The following is a 15702-nucleotide window of genomic DNA, read 5'->3' as shown; positions in this document are numbered from 1 at the left end:
ATGTCCGTCGCCACAGAAACCGCCGCTCCGGCGCCGGCCAAGCCGGCCAGGAACCGCAGCCGCCTCGAGCACCGGCCGGGCCTGAACCGCTGGCTGCCGTACGCGCTGCTCGCCCCGGCCGTGCTGCTGGAACTGTTCATCCACATCATCCCGATGCTGGTCGGGATCTGGATGAGCTTCGTCAAACTGACCAAGTTCTTCATCGCGAACTGGTCCTCCGCGCCCAGCGCCGGGCTCGGCAACTACAAGGTCGCGCTCGACTTCAACAACGCCGTCGGTGAGGGGCTGCTGAAGTCCTTCGGCGTCACGGTCGTCTTCTCGCTCGTCACGGTCGCGTTCTCGTGGGTGCTCGGCATGGCCGCCGCGGTCGCCCTGCAGCCGGAGTTCCGCGGCCGGGGACTGGTCCGCACACTGTTCCTGGTGCCGTACGCGCTCCCGGCGTACGCCGGCATCCTGACCTGGAACTTCATGCTCCAGCGCGACACCGGCGCGGTGAACCACGTCCTGGAGCAGCTGCATCTCAGTGACGGCAGGACGTTCTGGCTGATCGGCGGCAACGCGCTGATCTCGCTGATCACGGTGGCCGGCTGGAAGCTGTGGACGTTCGCGTTCCTGACGCTGATGGCCGGTATGCAGAGCATCCCGCGGGACCTGTACGAGGCCGCGTCGGTGGACGGCGCCGGCAACATCCGGCAGTGGCGCAACATCACGTTGCCGTCGCTGCGGCCGGTCAACCTGGTACTCGTGCTGGTCTTGTTCCTGTGGACGTTCAGCGACTTCAACACGCCGTACGTGCTGTTCGGTACGGCGCAGCCGCCGGCCGGTGACCTGATCACCTTCCACATCTACAACGCGTCGTTCCTGACCTGGAACTTCGGCACCGGTGCGGCGATGTCCGTGCTGCTGCTGATCTTCTTGATGATCGTCACCGGCGCGTACCTGCTCGTCACCGGAAGGAGGTCGCGCCGTGCGTGAGACCAGAGGTTTCAAGATCTACCGCGGCGTCACGCTGACGGTGCTCGGGCTGTTCGTCCTGGTCCCGCTCTACGTGATGGCGACGTCGTCGCTGAAGCCGTTGAAGGACGTGCAGGGCGCGTTCACCTGGTGGCCGTCGAACCTCACACTGGCGCCGTTCGTGGACATGTGGAAGACGGTGCCGCTGGCGAAGTACTTCGTGAACTCGACGATCGTCTCGGTGGCCGCGACGGTGTTCTCGGTGGCGATCGCGATCCTGGCCGCTTTCGCGGTGTCGCGGTTCACGTTCCGGGGCCGGACCGTGTTCACCACGACGGTGCTGTCCACGCAGATGTTTCCGGGCGTGCTGTTCCTGCTGCCGTTGTTCCTGATCTTCGTGAACATCAACAACCAGTTCGGGGTGCAGCTGGTCGGGACGCGGCTCGGGCTGATCATCACGTACCTGACGTTCAGCCTGCCGTTCTCGATCTGGATGCTGGCCGGATACTTCGACAGCATCCCGCGCGAGCTGGACGAGGCCGCGCTGGTGGACGGCTGCGGTCCGATGGGCGCGCTGTGGCGGGTCGTCCTGCCCGCGGCCCGGCCCGGCGTGATCGCCGTTGCGATCTACTCGTTCATGACCGCGTGGGGCGAGGTCCTGTTCGCGTCCGTGATGACCACCGAGGCCAACCGCACCTTGTCGGTGGGCCTGCGCCAGTACTCCACGCAGACCAACATCTACTGGAACCAGATCATGGCCGCAGCCCTGGTCGTCAGCGTCCCCGTCGTCATCGGCTTCCTCCTGGCCCAACGACACTTCGTCGCCGGGGTAACCGCCGGCGCGGTCAAATAGGGCACATGCACTTCGAGGACTACGTGCCGGGTGCTCGTACGGAGCACCCGGCCACGCTCACCGTCGACCAGGCCGCCGTCATCGAGTTCGCGGAGCAGTTCGACCCGCAGTACTTCCACGTCGACCCCGTGGCAGCCGCGGACGGCCCGTTCAAGGGGCTTGTCGCGAGCGGCTGGCACACCGCCGGGCTGATGATGCGGCTGTACGCCGACCAGTACCTGTCCAAGGTCGCCAGCCTCGGCGGACCGGGTGTCGACGAGCTCCGATGGCTCGCGCCGGTCCGCCCGGGCGACGTACTGCGGTTGCGTACCGAGGTACTGGAAGCACGGCCGAGCAAGTCGAAGCCCGATCGCGGACTGGTCCGCACCCGGGCCGAACTGCTCAACCAGGACGATGCGGTCGTCTTCTCGTGCATCGTCCTGAACCTGCTGGCCGTCCGGCCTCAGTACTCGGAGAGTCCCCGGATGGAGACCGAGGTCGAGTAGAAGCTGGCGTACTTGCCGTTCTTGCCGACGGTTGCGCCGCTGTAGCCCTGGGTCGACAGGCGGTAGCCGCCGATCTTGGCGTCGCGGGTCGAGCTGGGTCCGGAGGTGGGGATCCCTGCGCCCTGCATCGCGAACGTGACGATCTGCTGGCGCACGGACGCGTCTTTGACGAACAGCGCCAGTGCTCCGGGCAGGCCTTGTTTCAGCGAGGCGACGGCGCCGGTGATGCACTGCGGGCAGTTCTGCACGCGGGCGCTGCTGCTGCCGCTCACGTCGACGTACTCGGCGTAGTTCTTGTTCGAGTAGTGAGGACTGATGTAGACGTCCACGGTGCCCTTGTTGCACTCCCAGCGGCGGTCCAGCTTGCACAGGTAGCCCTTGGACTTGAACGCCGTGACGAGTGAGGTGACCGTGGCGTCCGGGATGCACCCGTTGCAGGGCGCAGCCGGTGCGCTGGCGCTGCCACTGGCGCTGGGGCTCTCACCAGCGGTAGGGCTGCCCCCGGTGCTCGGCTCCTCCGTCGGGGCCTCGCTCGCCTGTCGGTCCGTGGGCTTCGCCGACGGCGCGACCGGCTTGGCCGAACCGTCGGCGGCGTCGTCCGAGCCGCCGGTGAACCGGGTGACCACGAACACGCCGGCGCCGATGAGCATCAGCGCACCGACGATCGCGACCACGATCGGCCCCGTCTTGCGCGACGGCGGAGGTGGCGGCGGGTAGCCGCCGTACTGCTGCTGCCCGTACTGCTGAGGGTACGGCGGCTGCTGCGGGGCCTGTCCCCCGTACGGCGGCTGCTGACCCGGGTAACCGCCCTGTTGGTTGCTCACCGCCACAATCTAGTGACCGACCGGTTCAGGAGAACAGCTTCTCGCCCCAGTATGAGCCGGGTGTCACACCTGCTGGGCAGGCGAAGATGCCGGAGCCCACGTGGTGGATGTACTCGTTCATCGTGTCGTTCTTGGCCAGTTGGTTCTGGATCGGGATGAACTGCTTGCGGGGGTCGCGCTGGTAGGCGAGGAAGAACAGGCCCGCATCGAGCCGGCCGAGGCCGTCCGAGCCGTCGACGAAGTTGTAGCCGCGGCGGAGCAGCTCGGCGCCCTTGTTGAACTGCGGATGCGCGAGCCGTACGTGCGAGTCCATCGGCATCTTCGGTGCGCCGTCGGCGTTCTTCGCGGTGAAGTCGATCGCGTCGAACTCGTCCGCCTTGCCCAGCGGCGCGCCGGTGCCCTTGCCGCGGCCGATGATCGTCTCCTGCTCGCCGAGCGACGTACGGTCCCAGATCTCGATGTTCATCCGGATCCGCCGCGACACCAGGTACGCGCCGCCGACCATCCAGTCCGGGCCGTCCTCGGGCTGGACCCACAGCTGCTGCTCGAGCTTGTCGGCTTCCTCGAGCTTCAGATTGTTGGTCCCGTCCTTGAACCCGAACAGGTTCCGCGGCGTCGCCTGCGCCCGCGACGTCGACGACGTCCGGCCGAATCCGAGCTGCGAGTACCGGACGGCGACCCGCCCGAACCCGATCCGCGCGAGGTTCCGGATCGCGTGGACGGCGACCTGCGGGTCGTCCGAGCACGCCTGGACGGCGATGTCGCCGCCGGACCGTGCCGGGTCCAGGTCGTCGCCGATGAAGTGCGGCAGGTCGACGAGCGCCTGGGGACGCTTCGACGCCAGGCCGAACCGCTTGTCGAACAGCGACGGCCCGAACCCGATCGTGAGCGTCAGCCGGGCCGGCGGCAGGCCGACCGCCTCGCCGGTGTCCTCCGGCGGCGCCTCACCCGGCCCGTTCACCGCGCCGTACTGCCCGATGTCGCGGCCGGCCGTGAGCAGCGCGGCCGCGGCGGTCCATTCCTTCAGCAGGGCGATCAGGTCGTCCCGCTTGGTCGCGGTCACGTCGAAGGCGGCGAAGTGCAGCCGGTCCTGCACAGGCGTGGTGATACCGGCCTGGTGCGGTCCGTGGAACTCCACCGGTCCGTTGTCGTCCGCCGCCTGCGACTCTTCACCGGTCAGTGCCGAGTGGGCGACGTACCCCGCGACTCCGGTGGCGACAGCGGCACCCGCGGCCCCGAACAGGCCGCGTCGAGACAATCCCTTGCGTTCGCTCATTTCTTGGCCAGTACCGCCGCGACCTTGCTGACCGGCTCGGCGAGGCCGTCGACGACCGCGCCGAGGGCCTTCTTCTCGGGCTCGGTGGCCGTGTACGGCTTGAAGCCGTCGCCTTCGCGGTACTTGTCCAGCGACGCGAAGACTGCCTTGAACTGCGTGTCCAGCTGGGTGACGAGCGCAGCGTCGCGCTTCTGCAGGGCCGGGCGGAGCGCCTGGATCGCGGCCTGCGAACCCTCGACGTTCGCCTGGAAGTCCCACAGGTCGGTGTGCGAGTAGCGGTCCTCCTCGCCGGTGACCTTGCCGGTGGCGACCTCGTCGAGCAGTTCCTTGGCGCCGTTGGCCAGCTGCAGCGGCGTGAGCTTCACGGTCTTCGCCTTCGCGACCACCGTCTTCACATCGGTGAGCAGCTGGTCGGCGTACTTCTCCATGCCCTTGGTCGAGTTCGCGACCCACAGCGCCTGCTCGATCCGGTGGTACCCGGTCCACTCGGTGCCCGGCTCGACGTCGTTGACGCGCGCGTCGATCTTCGGGTCCAGGTCGCCGAAGGACTCGGCCACCGGCTCGATCCGCTCCCAGTACGTGCGCGACACCGGGAACAGCGCCTTCGCCTTCGCCACGTCGCCGGCCTTCACCGCGGCGACGAACTCGGTGGTCTTCTGCTCCAGCGCGACCGTCTGCGAGTTCACGTACCGCTGGTAGCTCTCGGTCGCCTGCTTCAGCGCGGCGTCGGTGTCGACCTGCGCGGGCGCGTCGCCGGTGACGGTGAGGTCGCCGCGGATCCCGTCGCCGACCATGCCGGGCTTGCAGACGGCCTGGTACTTGCCGGTCGGCAGCTCGACGATCAGGTCGCGCTTGAGGCCCGGCCCGATGTTCTCCACCTCGCCCATCACCCGGTCGCCGTCGGCGTACACGTAGAACTCGGTGACCTTGCTGCCCGCGTTCTCCACCGAGAACGTGCTGGTGCCGGACTTCACGTCCCGGCGGCTCAGGTCACAGCCGGAGTCGGACGCCTTGACCGACACCGGGCCGGTGCCGTCGTCCTTGGCCGCGGGCGCCTCCTTCGCACACGCGGTCAGCGCCGCGAGGCCGAGGACGACACCGATGACACAGGCCCGGCGGGCCACAGTGGTGCGCATGGTTCTCCTGGGGATTCAGGCCGCTTTGTGAGCGGTCGTCGCCGGTACGGCGGGCGGTGCGGAGCTCTTCACCGGGCGGAAGTAGAGCACCATCACCGGGACGAGATAGACGACCCACGCGGTCGCCTCCACCACGGTCGGGGCCGGGTTGAAGTTGAAGATGCCCTTGAGCAGGACGCCGTACCAGCTGTCCGGCGGGATCACGTGGGAGATGTCGAAGGCCAGCGTGTGCAGGCCGGGCAGGATGTTCGCCTCCTGCAGGTCGTGGAAGCCGTAGGCGAAGATCCCGGCCGCGACCAGGATCAGCACCGCGCCGGTCCACTTGAAGAACACGGCCAGGTTGATCTTCACCGCGCCCTTGTAGATCGCGACGCCGAGCAGCACCGCGGTCGCGAGTCCGAGCAGGACGCCGACGAACGGGACGGCGGTGGTCGCGGTGGCGGCCGACGCGTACACGATGAACGCGGTCTCGATGCTCTCCCGGAACACCGCCAGGAACGCCAGGATCACGACCGCGCGCGACCCCATCTCGAGCGCCTGGCCCATCCGCTCCCGGAGCTCTCTGGCGATGCTCCGGGACGCCTTGCGCATCCAGAAGATCATCCAGGTGACGAAGCCGACCGCGAGGATCGACATCACGCCGCCGACAGTCTCCTGGGTGGTGAAGGACTTCGCGGTCAGTGCGGTGACGAACTGGAGCAGACCCCAGGCGGCGACCGCCACGGCTAGCGCCGAGGCGACACCGATCCAGACCAGTTTGAGTCGATCGCGGTGGCCCGACTTGACCAGGAAGGTGGCGAGGATGCTGACGACCAGCGAGGCCTCGAGTCCTTCACGGAGTCCGATCAGGTAGTTCGCGAGCATGGCGGGACTCTCTCAGTACATTAGGTACGGCTAACCTTCATGAGGTTAACCTAAGAAGTCCCATTCGCCTACCGTGACGTACGCCGCACTGTGGCCCGGGCCTTGGCCGAGCCTGGACTCGATCAGCTGGAGACTGCCCGCGGTCCAGACCGGGCTCTCGTAGGTGTCGAAGATCCGCACCCATTTGGTGACGTCGACGGGCCGCCGCAGCCGCGCGAGCGTCAGGTGCGGGTTGAACTTGCGCCCCTCGACGGTGACGCCGGCCCGGTTGGCGGCCGCCCGGGTGGTCATCGACAGGTGTTTGAGCGACTCGGTCTCGTCGCGCACCCCGGCGTACAGCACCCGGGCGTCCGGGACCCCGGGGAACGCGCCGGCTCCGGCGAGCTGCAGCGCGAACGGTTTCTGCCGCTTCGCGGCCCGCTCCAGCCGCTCCTCGAGCTCCTCGGTCTTCCAGTCCGGCACCTCGCCGAGGAACGCCAGCGTCAGGTGCCAGTGCTCGTCCGACGCCCATCGGATGTCGTCGTCCGGATGCTGCCGGCGCGGTTCGACGAACTCGCTCAGATCCTCCACTACTTCGCTGGGTGGCACGACGGCCACGAACAATCGCATCCGAAAAGCGTATCCGTGGTGGAAACTGCTTTTGTGTCCGAGCTCAAGCTGCCGTCGCCGTGTGTGGTGATCCTGGCCGGTCCGGGGGCCTCGGGGAAGTCGACCTGGGCGGCGGAGCACTTCGCCGCCGACCTGATCGTGTCCAGTGACCGGTTGCGGGCGTTGGTCGGGGCCGGCGAGGACGACATCGCGGCGAGCGCGGATGCGTTCGCCGTACTGGACGTGGTGGTGCGGCACCGTATCGGACGGGGCCTCACGACTGTCGTCGACACCTTGGGGCTGGACGCGGACCGGCGAAGGTCCTGGCTGGCGCTGGCTCGGGATGCCGGGATGGCTTGTGTTGCGGTGGCGTTCGATACACCTGCTGAGGAGTGTCGACGGCGGAATCGTCAACGGGACAAGCGCATCCCTGCCGACGCCCTGACGGCGCAGCTGCGGTCATGGGGCACGGTGAAGAAGGAGTTGCCGACGGAGGGGTACGACGACGTACTGGAGCCGACCGCCGCACGAGTGGTGCCGAACGTGTTCGTCGAGTCGACCGCGGCGCAGGCCCGGCAGTCGGAGGCGCCGGTCGGGTTGCGCTTCGGGCTGCAGCTGAGCAGTTACACGCATCCGGCGGGGCGCGCGGGGACGGCCGCGTGGGTTCGTAACGTGGCGGAGCGGGCCGAGGCGGCCGGGTTCGACGCCATCTACGTGATGGACCATTTCCGGCAGATCCCGCAGGTGGGGCGGGCCTGGGAGGACTTCCTGGAGAGCTGGACGACACTCGGCTACCTCGCCGCCTGTACGACGCGTGTCCGGTTGGGCACGCTGGTCTCGGGCATCACGTACCGCAATGTCGCGCACCTCGGGAAGATCGCGGCGACGCTCGACGTGCTGAGCGGTGGGCGGGCGGTCTGCGGCGTCGGGCTCGCGTGGTTCGAGGCCGAGCACAAGGCCTACGGCTGGCCGTTCCCGCCGGTCGCCGACCGCTACGCGCTGCTCGAAGACGCGTTGCAGTTGCTGCCGGTCTTATGGGGCCCAGGCAACAAACCGTTCCGCGGCAAGGTTCTCGACGTACCTGACACGACGTGTTATCCGCGTCCGCTGCAGGAACACCTGCCGGTGCTGGTCGGCGGCAGCGGCCCACGAACCCTGCGGCTGGCCGCGCGCTACGCCGACGCGGTGAACGTGTTCGGCGACGCCGCCGCGGTCCGCAAGGCCGCCGGCTACCTCCAGGACAGCCGGGCCGAGCTGACGCATCTGTCCACCACGCTCGTAGGCAAAGACCACGCACAGCTCGACCAGCTGATTCGCAAGCTCCGGCCGCGGAACGTGAACCCCGCGAAGTACGCGGAACACGTGAACGCAGGCACCGTCGCCGATCAGATCGGCCGCTTCCGCGAACTGTCCGAGGCCGGGGTGACCGAGGTGATGATCAGCCTCCCCGACCTCGACACGCTCGACACAGTGGCCGACGTGATCTCAGCGTTCCGGCCGTAGATCCAGCTTCAGCAGGGCGTTCTCGATCAGTTCGGGCATCGCCGGGTGGATCCAGTACTGGCCGCGCGCCATCGTGTACGCGTCCAGGCCGAAGCTCATCGCCTGGATCACCGGCTGGATCACGGTCGGCGCCTGCGGGCCGATGACGTGGCAGCCGATGATCTGCCCGGTCTGCGGGTCGGCGAGCACCTTCGCGAAGCCGGTGGTGTCCTCCATCGCCCAGCCGTAGGCGATGTCGCCGTACCGCTGAACCGCTGCCACATAAGGGATCCCGCGGTCCCGCGCCTGCTCCTCGGTGAGTCCGACGGAGGCGATCTGCGGCGAGCTGAACACCGCGTGCGGGACGAACCGGTGGTCGGCCTCGATCCGGTCGTCGGGGTTGAGCAGGTTGTGCTTAACCACCCGGGCCTCGTGGTTCGCGACGTGCTTCAGCTGGTGCGGGTTCGTCACGTCGCCGAGCGCGTAGATGCCGTCGACGGTGGTCTGCTGGTACGCGTCCACCACGACGCGCCCCTCGTGGTCCACCTCGACACCCGTCGCGTCCAGGTTCAGCAGGTCCGAGTTCGGCTCCCGGCCGACGGCGACCAGCAGCTCGTCGACCTCCAGCTCGTCGGAGCCGTCCGGGTGCAGCATCCCGAGCAGGATCGTGCCGTCGTCGCGGCGCGCGACCCGGATGGTCTCGTGGTTGAGACGGACGTCGTACTTCGCCTGCGCGATCTCCGTGTAGCGCGCGGCGATCTCCGCGTCCTCGGTCCGGAGCAGCTCCTTCGAGCGGGCGATCACCGTGACCTCGACGCCGAACGACGCGAACACGTGCGCGAACTCGGCGGCCACGAACCCGCTGCCGATGATCGCCAGCCGGCGCGGCAACTGCTCGAGCCGCATGATCGTGTTCGACGTGTGGAACCCGGTGTCCGCCAGCCCCGGGATCGGCGGGACGATCGGCCGGCTGCCGCTCGCGATCACGAACCGGTCCGCGCTGAACACGCTCGACGACCCGTCCTTGGAGTCGACGGTCAGCTCCTTGAACCCGGTGAACCGCCCGGTGCCGTCGTACACGGTGACGTTGGCGTTGTCCGGGTTGTGATGCCGGTACTCCGAGCCGCCGGCCGCGATCGGGTCGATACGGCCGAAGATCCGGTCCCGGACCTCGGGCCAGCGGACGCCGAGCAGCTGCTCGTCGACGCCGTACCGCGAGCTCACCGACGGGGTCGCGGCCACGTCGGCGGCGTGCACGAACATCTTCGTCGGGATGCAGCCGACGTTCAGGCAGGTGCCGCCGAACGTGCCGCGCTCGACGATCGCCACCTTCCAGTCGGCGAACCGCCGGTTGACGATGGTGTTGCCGGAGCCGGTCCCGGTGATGACGAGGTCGTAATGGGTCACGCCTCATTGTGACCCTAGAGGGTGCCTGAGGACTCTGCGCCGTCGCGAGCAGGTGCTCGGCGGAGTAGGCGCAGAGTCCTCAGGCGCCCTCTCACCCGCAAGGACTGCGCTGGACCCGCCCACGGTGAAAGATAGGACCCGTGGTGAGTGGTGAGCTGACGAGCACGCACGGCACGGTCGTCTGGGACGGCCTCGGCACTCTGCGGATCCGGTACGACGGTACGCAGGGCGGGCTCCATCCGCTCGCCGCCGCGGTCCGGGCCCGGCTGGACGAGCGGGTCGTGCCGGTCGAGGCGCTGCGGTCGGTCGAGGTGACCGAGACCGGGCTCCGGCTCGTCCTGCGCGACGGCGCCGACCCGCTGCAGTCGGTGACCCGGCTGATCGACGTCTACGACTTCCCGGGCGCCGAGCGCGACCTCGCCGACAACATCGCCCGCGACGTCGCCCAGGTGCTGGTACGGCGCGACGTACCCGCGACCGCCGCCTCCGCGTGGCTGGTCGCGCCGCCGGCCGCACCGGACCAGTTCGAGGGCCATGACGCGACCCTGGTGGTGGCGAACGGGCGCCTCACGTTCACCTACCGCCGGTTCGCGAGCCGCAAGAAGAAGGCGCACGGCGACCTCTGGCCGGTGCCGCTCGGCGAGATCGTCGACGTCGAGTGGATGCCGGAGCAGAGCCGCTTCGGCGCGCGCGGATTCCTCCGGATCGCGACCGCCGCGACCCCCGACCTGCGCCCGAAGCCGGGGCACGACCCGGCGGCGATGGTGAGCCGGCGGCACACGGACGTCGACGCGCTCTTCTTCGCGACCCGGTTGCTGACCCGGATCAGGCCCTAGGCGACCTGCGGGCCCACCTTCTTGGGCTCCACCTCGGGGGAGCCGTCGAGGACCGCCTTCTCGCCGAGCAGCTCGGTCTGCGGCAGCACCTCGAGGTGCGGGCGCGGCAGCAGCCGCGGCCGGATCGCGAGGCCGCGCCGGCGGGAGAAGTACAGCACCGAGCCGACGGTTCCGAGCACGGTCAGCCCGCCGCCGACGATCAGCGAGTAGCGGGCGCCGAACTCCTGCCCGACCCAGCCGATGAACGGCGACCCGATCGGCGTGCCGCCCATCAGAACGGTCATGTACAGCGCCATCACGCGGCCGCGCATCGTCGGCTCGATGCTCAGCTGCATCGTCGCGTTCGCGGACGTCAGCATGGTCAGCGAGGCGAGGCCGACCAACGGCAGCACCAGCGCGAAGCCCAGGTAGCTCGGCATCAGCGCACTGACGACCTCGGCGACCCCGAAGGCCAGGGCCGCACCGATCACCAGGCGAGCGCGGATCCGGACCCGGCGGGCGGCCAGCAAGGCACCGGCCAGCGAGCCGATCGCAAGCACCGAACCGAGGATGCCGTACTCCCCCGCGCCCTTGTGGAAGACCTCCGTCGCCATCAGGGCCGAGGTCAGCTGGAAGTTCAGGCCGAACGTGCCGGCGAAGAACACCGCCACCAGCACCATCATCAGATCCGGCCGGCGCCACAGGTACCGCATGCCGTCGCGGATCATGCCCTTGTCCCGGGCCGCGGGTTTCGGCGTGTGCAGCTCGCCCACCCGCATCAGGCGCAGCGACAGGATCACGGCGGAGTAGGTGAACCCGTTGATCAGGATCACCGGCCCGGTGCCGATCCAGTTGATCAGCAGGCCGGCCAGCGCCGGGCCCAGCAGCCGCGCCGCGTTGAAGGACGCGGAGTTGAGGCCCACCGCGTTCGACAGTTCGTCGCGGCCGACCATCTCGACCACGAACGCCTGCCGGGTCGGTGCGTCGAAGGCCGTGCCTACACCGAACAGCAGAGCCAGCAGATACACGTGCCACGGCTGGACCACGCCGGCGATCGTCAGGCCGCCGAGCACCAGCGCAACGCTCGCCATCGCGATCTGGGTCACGGTCAGCACCTGCCGCTTCGGGAAGCGGTCGGCGACCAGCCCGGCGTACGGGCCGAGCAGGAGGGCGGGAAGGAACTGGAGGCCGGTGACGATACCGAGCGCCGTCCCGGAGTGGGTCAGCTCCAGGACCAGCCAGTCCTGGGCGACGCGCTGCATCCAGGTGCCGACGTTCGAGACGATCGCGCCGGACGCGTACAGACGGAAATTTCGGACTTTGAACGCACGGAACGTGGGGCTCATCGAGCCGCCAGTCGTTCCAGTACGGGTGCTGCCTTGCGCAGGATGTCGCGCTCCTCGGGGGTCAATTGCTTCAGCTTGGTCTGCAGCCACTCGTCGCGGCGCCGGCGGTTCGCCAGGATCAGCTCGTCGGCCCTTGCGGTGAGCTCGACCATGATCTGGCGCTTGTCGGTCGGATGCGGCCGGCGGACCACCAGGCCCGCCTCCTCCATGTTCGTCACGATCCGCGTCATCGACGGCGGCTTCACCTGCTCGTGCGCGGCCAACTCGCCGATCGTCATCGCCTCGTGCTTGGCCAGTGCGCCGAGCACGCTCAGCTGGTTCGCGGTGAGGTCGTGACCGGGCTCGCGCTGCCGCCGGATCTGCCGGGACAGCCGCAGGGTCGACGACCGCAGCGCACTCGCCAGCCCGACGTCACTCTTCACCTGCTGCGCTACGACTTCGGGCATGTCGTTACCTTAACTCATTACCTTTGCTAACTAAAACCGGTTTCCACCGGCTGGTATTCCCAGGCCTGCCACGGCCATGGCCTAGAGTTCGCGGTCATGGGGACGACGGCCGAGCTGGAGCGGTACGAGCAGCGGTTCCGGCGGGCGGGACTGCCGCTGTTCATCGAGGACTTCTCGCCCACGCACGACATCTACACGCGGGCCGCGCCGCTGCTCGTGCTGGTCTTCCTGGCGGAGATGCTCGGCGCCACCTCGCTGGACTGGCTGTGGTGGCAGAACCTGCTGGCCGCGATCGGCGGCCTGGTCGCGCTCGTCGTCGGCTTCGGCCTGCTGAACGGGTTGCGCGGCCGGCCGTTCTGGTCGTTGCCGACCCGGTTCGGGATCCCGGAACTGGCGGTGTTCGTGCTGCTGCCCGCACTGCTGCCGGTGGTCACCCAGGGGCAGCTCAAGCAGTTCTTCGGCGTCGCCGGCGGCAATCTGGTGCTGCTGGGAGCCGTGTACGTCGTGGTCGGCTACGGCTTCATCGCGACCGTCGTCTGGGGAATGCGTCAGCTGGCCCGCGAGCTGGCCAACTCGGTCGCCAGCTTCATCCGGGCGTTGCCGCTCCTGCTGGTCTTCTCACTGGTGCTGTTCATGACCGCGGACATGTGGCAGGTGTTCGCGGGAATGCCCGCCGCCTTCATCGTCTTCTCGGTGATCGCCTTCACCCTGCTGAGCACGGTGTTCCTGCTGATCCGGCTGCCGCTCGAGGTGGACGCGATCGAGCGCACCGCCGGGTCCGGTCCGTCGCTGCGCCGGATCCAGCGCTTCAACGTCAGCGTCAGCCTGGTGATCCGGCAGTGGATGCAGGTCCTGGTGGTGAGCGCCGGCGTCGGACTGTTCTTCGTTGCCTTCGGCATGCTCGCGATCAGCGAACACATCTACGAACAGTGGGGCGTCGACGACGGCTCCTGGTCGTACCACCTCACGCTGCTGGACCACCCGCTCGTCCTCAGCGCCTCGCTGATCAAGGTCGCCGTCGGCATCGCGAACTTCACCGGCCTGTACTACTCGATCGCGCTGCTCACCGATTCGACGTACCGCACCGAGTTCCTCGACACCGTCGGCGCCGAGCTGCGCGACCTGTTCACCGCGCGCGCCGAGTACCTCGAGCTGCGTCAGGTCAGCCAGTCGGTCAGCGGGCCGATCGCGAAGTAGACCACGAACAGCGCCGACACCACCCACATCAGCGGGTGCACCTCGCGAGCCTTGCCGCGGACGGTCTTGAGCACGGCGTACGAGACGAAGCCCGCGCCGATACCGGCCGAGATCGAGTACGTGAACGGCATCAGCACGATCGTCAGGAACGCCGGGAACGCGACCTCGAGGTCGTCGAAGTCGATGCCCTTCACCTGCGTCATCATCAGGAACCCGACCAGGATCAGCGCCGGCGTCGCCGCCTCGTACGGAACCAGCGTCACCAGCGGCGCGACCACCATCGAGATCAGGAAGCAGATCCCGGTCACCACGCTCGCCAGCCCGGTCCGCGCACCCTCGCCGACACCCGACGCGGATTCGATGTACGACGTGTTGCTGGACACCGACGCCGCGCCGCCGGCGGCTGCCGCCAGACTGTCCACGACCAGGATCCGCTGCGAGTTCGGCGGGATGCCGTCCTTGTCGTTCAGGCCGGCCTCGGCGCCGATCGCCGTCATCGTGCCCATCGTGTCGAAGAAGTCCGCGAGCATCAGCGTGAAGATCAGCAGCAGCGCCGACACCGCCCCGATCTTCTCGAACGAGCCGAACAGGTTGAACTCGCCGATCGTGTCCAGGTTCGGTGTGGTGAACCACTGGTCCGGCAGCTTCGGCACGCTCAGGCCCCAGCCGCCCGGGTTCTTGTCGGTGCGGGCGCCGATGCTCGCGATCGACTCGATCACGATCGCCAGCACGGTCGAGACCAGGATGCCGATCAGGATCGCGCCCTTCACCTTCCGGGCGTACAGCGTGACGATCAGCAGCAGGCCGACCACGAACACCAGGACGGGCCAGCCGTGCAGGTTGCCGCCGACACCGAGTTCGACCGGCGGACCGCCCGGCGCCGCGGGACGCCGTACGAAGCCCGCGTCGACCACGCCGATGAACGTGATGAACAGGCCGATGCCGACGCTGATCGCGATCTTCAGCTGCAGCGGCACGGCCTCGAAGACCGCCTTGCGGAAGCCGGTCAGCACGAGCACCAGGATGATCAGGCCCTCGAGGACCACCAGGCCCATCGCGTCCGCCCAGGTCATCTTGGTCGCGACCGAGAACGCGATGAACGCGTTCAGGCCCAGGCCGGTGGCCAGCGCCAGCGGGAAGTTCGCGAACAGGCCCATCAGGATCGTCACCACGCCGGCCACCAGCGCGGTCGCCACCGCGACCTTCGCGATCGCCGCCGCCGGATCGGTGCCGCCGCCGATGAACTGACCGGCGCCGTCCTTCACGGTGCCGATGATCAGCGGGTTCAGCACCACGATGTAGGCCATCGTGAAGAAGGTGACCAGCCCGCCGCGCACCTCACGGCCGAGCGTGGATCCGCGTTCTGTGATCTTGAAGAACGAGTCGAGAGGACCGGAACCGGAGCGGGCCGTCGCGGCCTGGGACGAGCTCATGACCGCATCGTGCCAGGTCCTGCCGGGCAGTTGCGAGCACTAATCGGAAACGAAGCTAGGGTATGTCTCCTGATCCCACGTCGTAGCGAGCAGGTGCTCGGTGCGGCGAGGTGCCGTGCCGAGTGCCGCGCAGTAGGCGTGGGATCAGGAGGCATGCCCTAAGGTAGTGGCGTGACGGAGGATCAGGGGGCATCCAAGAAGCGCACCGACCCGACCAGTCAGCTGGCCCGCGGCGAGCTGGTCCACGCCGAGGTCAAGCCGCTCGACCTGTCCGGCATCCCCAGCGTGATCACCGGCATCGTCCTGTGGGCCGTCGCCCTCGTCGTCCTGTTCATCTTCCGCGACCGCCTCGACGCCAACGGCCTCGACTGGTGGCTCTGGGTCCCCGTCGCCGGCATCGGCCTCGGCCTGATCGGCCTCTGGTACTGCAAACGCCGCTGGACCGCCATCCAAGCCGGCCACCGCCCCGAAACCGAAGACTGACCTTCCCCGGCCTTCGCGGCAGCTCGACAGACATCCCATGAGCTAAGGGTGTCAAGCTGCGAGGGTTTCGGTGTGTTGTGGCCAGGCGGTTGTTTCGTTGTAGGGGGTGCCGG

Annotated in this window: 16 protein-coding genes; 7 read left to right on the top strand and 9 right to left on the bottom strand. The window is 68.4% G+C overall.

Annotated elements, in window-relative coordinates; translation table 11 throughout:
• Genes ABZX12_RS42130 through ABZX12_RS42120 form a run of 3 tightly spaced genes read left to right on the top strand, consistent with a single transcriptional unit; the run spans position 1 to position 2292 of the window.
• Positions 1 to 975 (top strand): sugar ABC transporter permease, encoded by a 975-nt coding sequence (locus tag ABZX12_RS42130; protein ID WP_355701102.1) that lies wholly within the window; start codon positions 1 to 3, stop codon positions 973 to 975.
• The gene (locus ABZX12_RS42125; protein ID WP_355701101.1) at positions 968 to 1807 is read left to right on the top strand and encodes a carbohydrate ABC transporter permease; all 840 of its coding nucleotides are present in this window, start codon (positions 968 to 970) and stop codon (positions 1805 to 1807) included. The genes ABZX12_RS42130 and ABZX12_RS42125 overlap by 8 nt, the downstream gene beginning before the upstream one ends.
• A gap of 5 nt (positions 1808 to 1812) precedes the next feature.
• On the top strand, positions 1813 to 2292 hold the full coding sequence (locus tag ABZX12_RS42120) for a MaoC family dehydratase (RefSeq protein ID WP_355701100.1): 480 nt from the start codon (positions 1813 to 1815) through the stop codon (positions 2290 to 2292).
• Here ABZX12_RS42120 and ABZX12_RS42115 read toward each other — a convergent pair.
• The 5 genes from ABZX12_RS42115 to thpR are packed head-to-tail and all read right to left on the bottom strand — an operon-like array spanning position 2250 to position 7001.
• Positions 2250 to 3116, bottom strand: coding sequence for a hypothetical protein (locus ABZX12_RS42115; RefSeq protein WP_355701099.1), 867 nt, complete (start codon positions 3114 to 3116; stop codon positions 2250 to 2252). The genes ABZX12_RS42120 and ABZX12_RS42115 overlap by 43 nt on opposite strands.
• A gap of 25 nt (positions 3117 to 3141) precedes the next feature.
• On the bottom strand, positions 3142 to 4392 hold the full coding sequence (gene efeB / locus ABZX12_RS42110) for an iron uptake transporter deferrochelatase/peroxidase subunit (RefSeq protein ID WP_355701098.1): 1251 nt from the start codon (positions 4390 to 4392) through the stop codon (positions 3142 to 3144).
• Positions 4389 to 5528, bottom strand: a complete 1140-nt coding sequence (efeO, locus tag ABZX12_RS42105; protein WP_355701097.1) for an iron uptake system protein EfeO — start codon at positions 5526 to 5528, stop codon at positions 4389 to 4391. Before efeO ends, efeB begins: the two co-directional genes overlap by 4 nt.
• Positions 5529 to 5543: 15 nt before the next feature.
• Positions 5544 to 6392: an iron uptake transporter permease EfeU gene (gene efeU, locus ABZX12_RS42100; protein WP_355701096.1), complete on the bottom strand. Its 849-nt coding sequence runs from the start codon at positions 6390 to 6392 to the stop codon at positions 5544 to 5546.
• A gap of 45 nt (positions 6393 to 6437) precedes the next feature.
• Positions 6438 to 7001 carry an RNA 2',3'-cyclic phosphodiesterase gene (gene thpR / locus ABZX12_RS42095; RefSeq protein WP_355701095.1) on the bottom strand — a complete coding sequence of 188 codons (564 nt, stop codon included), beginning with the start codon at positions 6999 to 7001 and terminating at the stop codon, positions 6438 to 6440.
• 33 nt (positions 7002 to 7034) lie between these two features.
• On the opposite strand from thpR, the gene ABZX12_RS42090 reads away from it, so the two are divergent.
• Complete coding sequence (locus ABZX12_RS42090; protein ID WP_355701094.1) at positions 7035 to 8483, top strand: LLM class flavin-dependent oxidoreductase; 1449 nt, start codon at positions 7035 to 7037, stop codon at positions 8481 to 8483.
• On the opposite strand, the gene ABZX12_RS42085 is transcribed toward ABZX12_RS42090, so the two are convergent.
• Positions 8466 to 9869 (bottom strand): mycothione reductase, encoded by a 1404-nt coding sequence (locus ABZX12_RS42085; RefSeq protein ID WP_355701093.1) that lies wholly within the window; start codon positions 9867 to 9869, stop codon positions 8466 to 8468. The genes ABZX12_RS42090 and ABZX12_RS42085 overlap by 18 nt on opposite strands.
• Positions 9870 to 10012: 143 nt before the next feature.
• Between ABZX12_RS42085 and ABZX12_RS42080 the strand changes: the two genes are divergently transcribed.
• The gene (locus ABZX12_RS42080) at positions 10013 to 10705 is read left to right on the top strand and encodes a DUF4429 domain-containing protein (RefSeq protein WP_355701092.1); all 693 of its coding nucleotides are present in this window, start codon (positions 10013 to 10015) and stop codon (positions 10703 to 10705) included.
• Here the strand turns inward: ABZX12_RS42080 and ABZX12_RS42075 are convergent.
• Together ABZX12_RS42075 and ABZX12_RS42070 are read right to left on the bottom strand one after the other, a co-directional pair.
• Complete coding sequence (locus tag ABZX12_RS42075; RefSeq protein ID WP_355701091.1) at positions 10702 to 12030, bottom strand: MFS transporter; 1329 nt, start codon at positions 12028 to 12030, stop codon at positions 10702 to 10704. The genes ABZX12_RS42080 and ABZX12_RS42075 overlap by 4 nt on opposite strands.
• Entirely contained in the window at positions 12027 to 12476 is a 450-nt protein-coding gene (locus ABZX12_RS42070) for a MarR family transcriptional regulator (protein ID WP_355701090.1), read from the bottom strand. The genes ABZX12_RS42075 and ABZX12_RS42070 overlap by 4 nt, the downstream gene beginning before the upstream one ends.
• A gap of 96 nt (positions 12477 to 12572) precedes the next feature.
• Here ABZX12_RS42070 and ABZX12_RS42065 point away from each other — a divergent pair, with 96 nt between their 5' ends.
• Positions 12573 to 13673: a hypothetical protein gene (locus ABZX12_RS42065; RefSeq protein WP_355701089.1), complete on the top strand. Its 1101-nt coding sequence runs from the start codon at positions 12573 to 12575 to the stop codon at positions 13671 to 13673.
• On the opposite strand, the gene ABZX12_RS42060 is transcribed toward ABZX12_RS42065, so the two are convergent.
• Positions 13634 to 15106, bottom strand: a complete 1473-nt coding sequence (locus tag ABZX12_RS42060; protein WP_355701088.1) for an NCS2 family permease — start codon at positions 15104 to 15106, stop codon at positions 13634 to 13636. The genes ABZX12_RS42065 and ABZX12_RS42060 overlap by 40 nt on opposite strands.
• Before the next feature lie 171 nt (positions 15107 to 15277).
• Between ABZX12_RS42060 and ABZX12_RS42055 the strand changes: the two genes are divergently transcribed.
• On the top strand, positions 15278 to 15589 hold the full coding sequence (locus ABZX12_RS42055) for a DUF2530 domain-containing protein (RefSeq protein ID WP_355701087.1): 312 nt from the start codon (positions 15278 to 15280) through the stop codon (positions 15587 to 15589).
• Positions 15590 to 15702: the final 113 nt, after the last annotated feature.

The organism is Kribbella sp. NPDC003505 (genome assembly GCF_040610875.1).
In the GTDB taxonomy this organism is placed as follows: domain Bacteria; phylum Actinomycetota; class Actinomycetes; order Propionibacteriales; family Kribbellaceae; genus Kribbella.
This window is presented reverse-complemented; position numbering and strand designations above follow the sequence as displayed.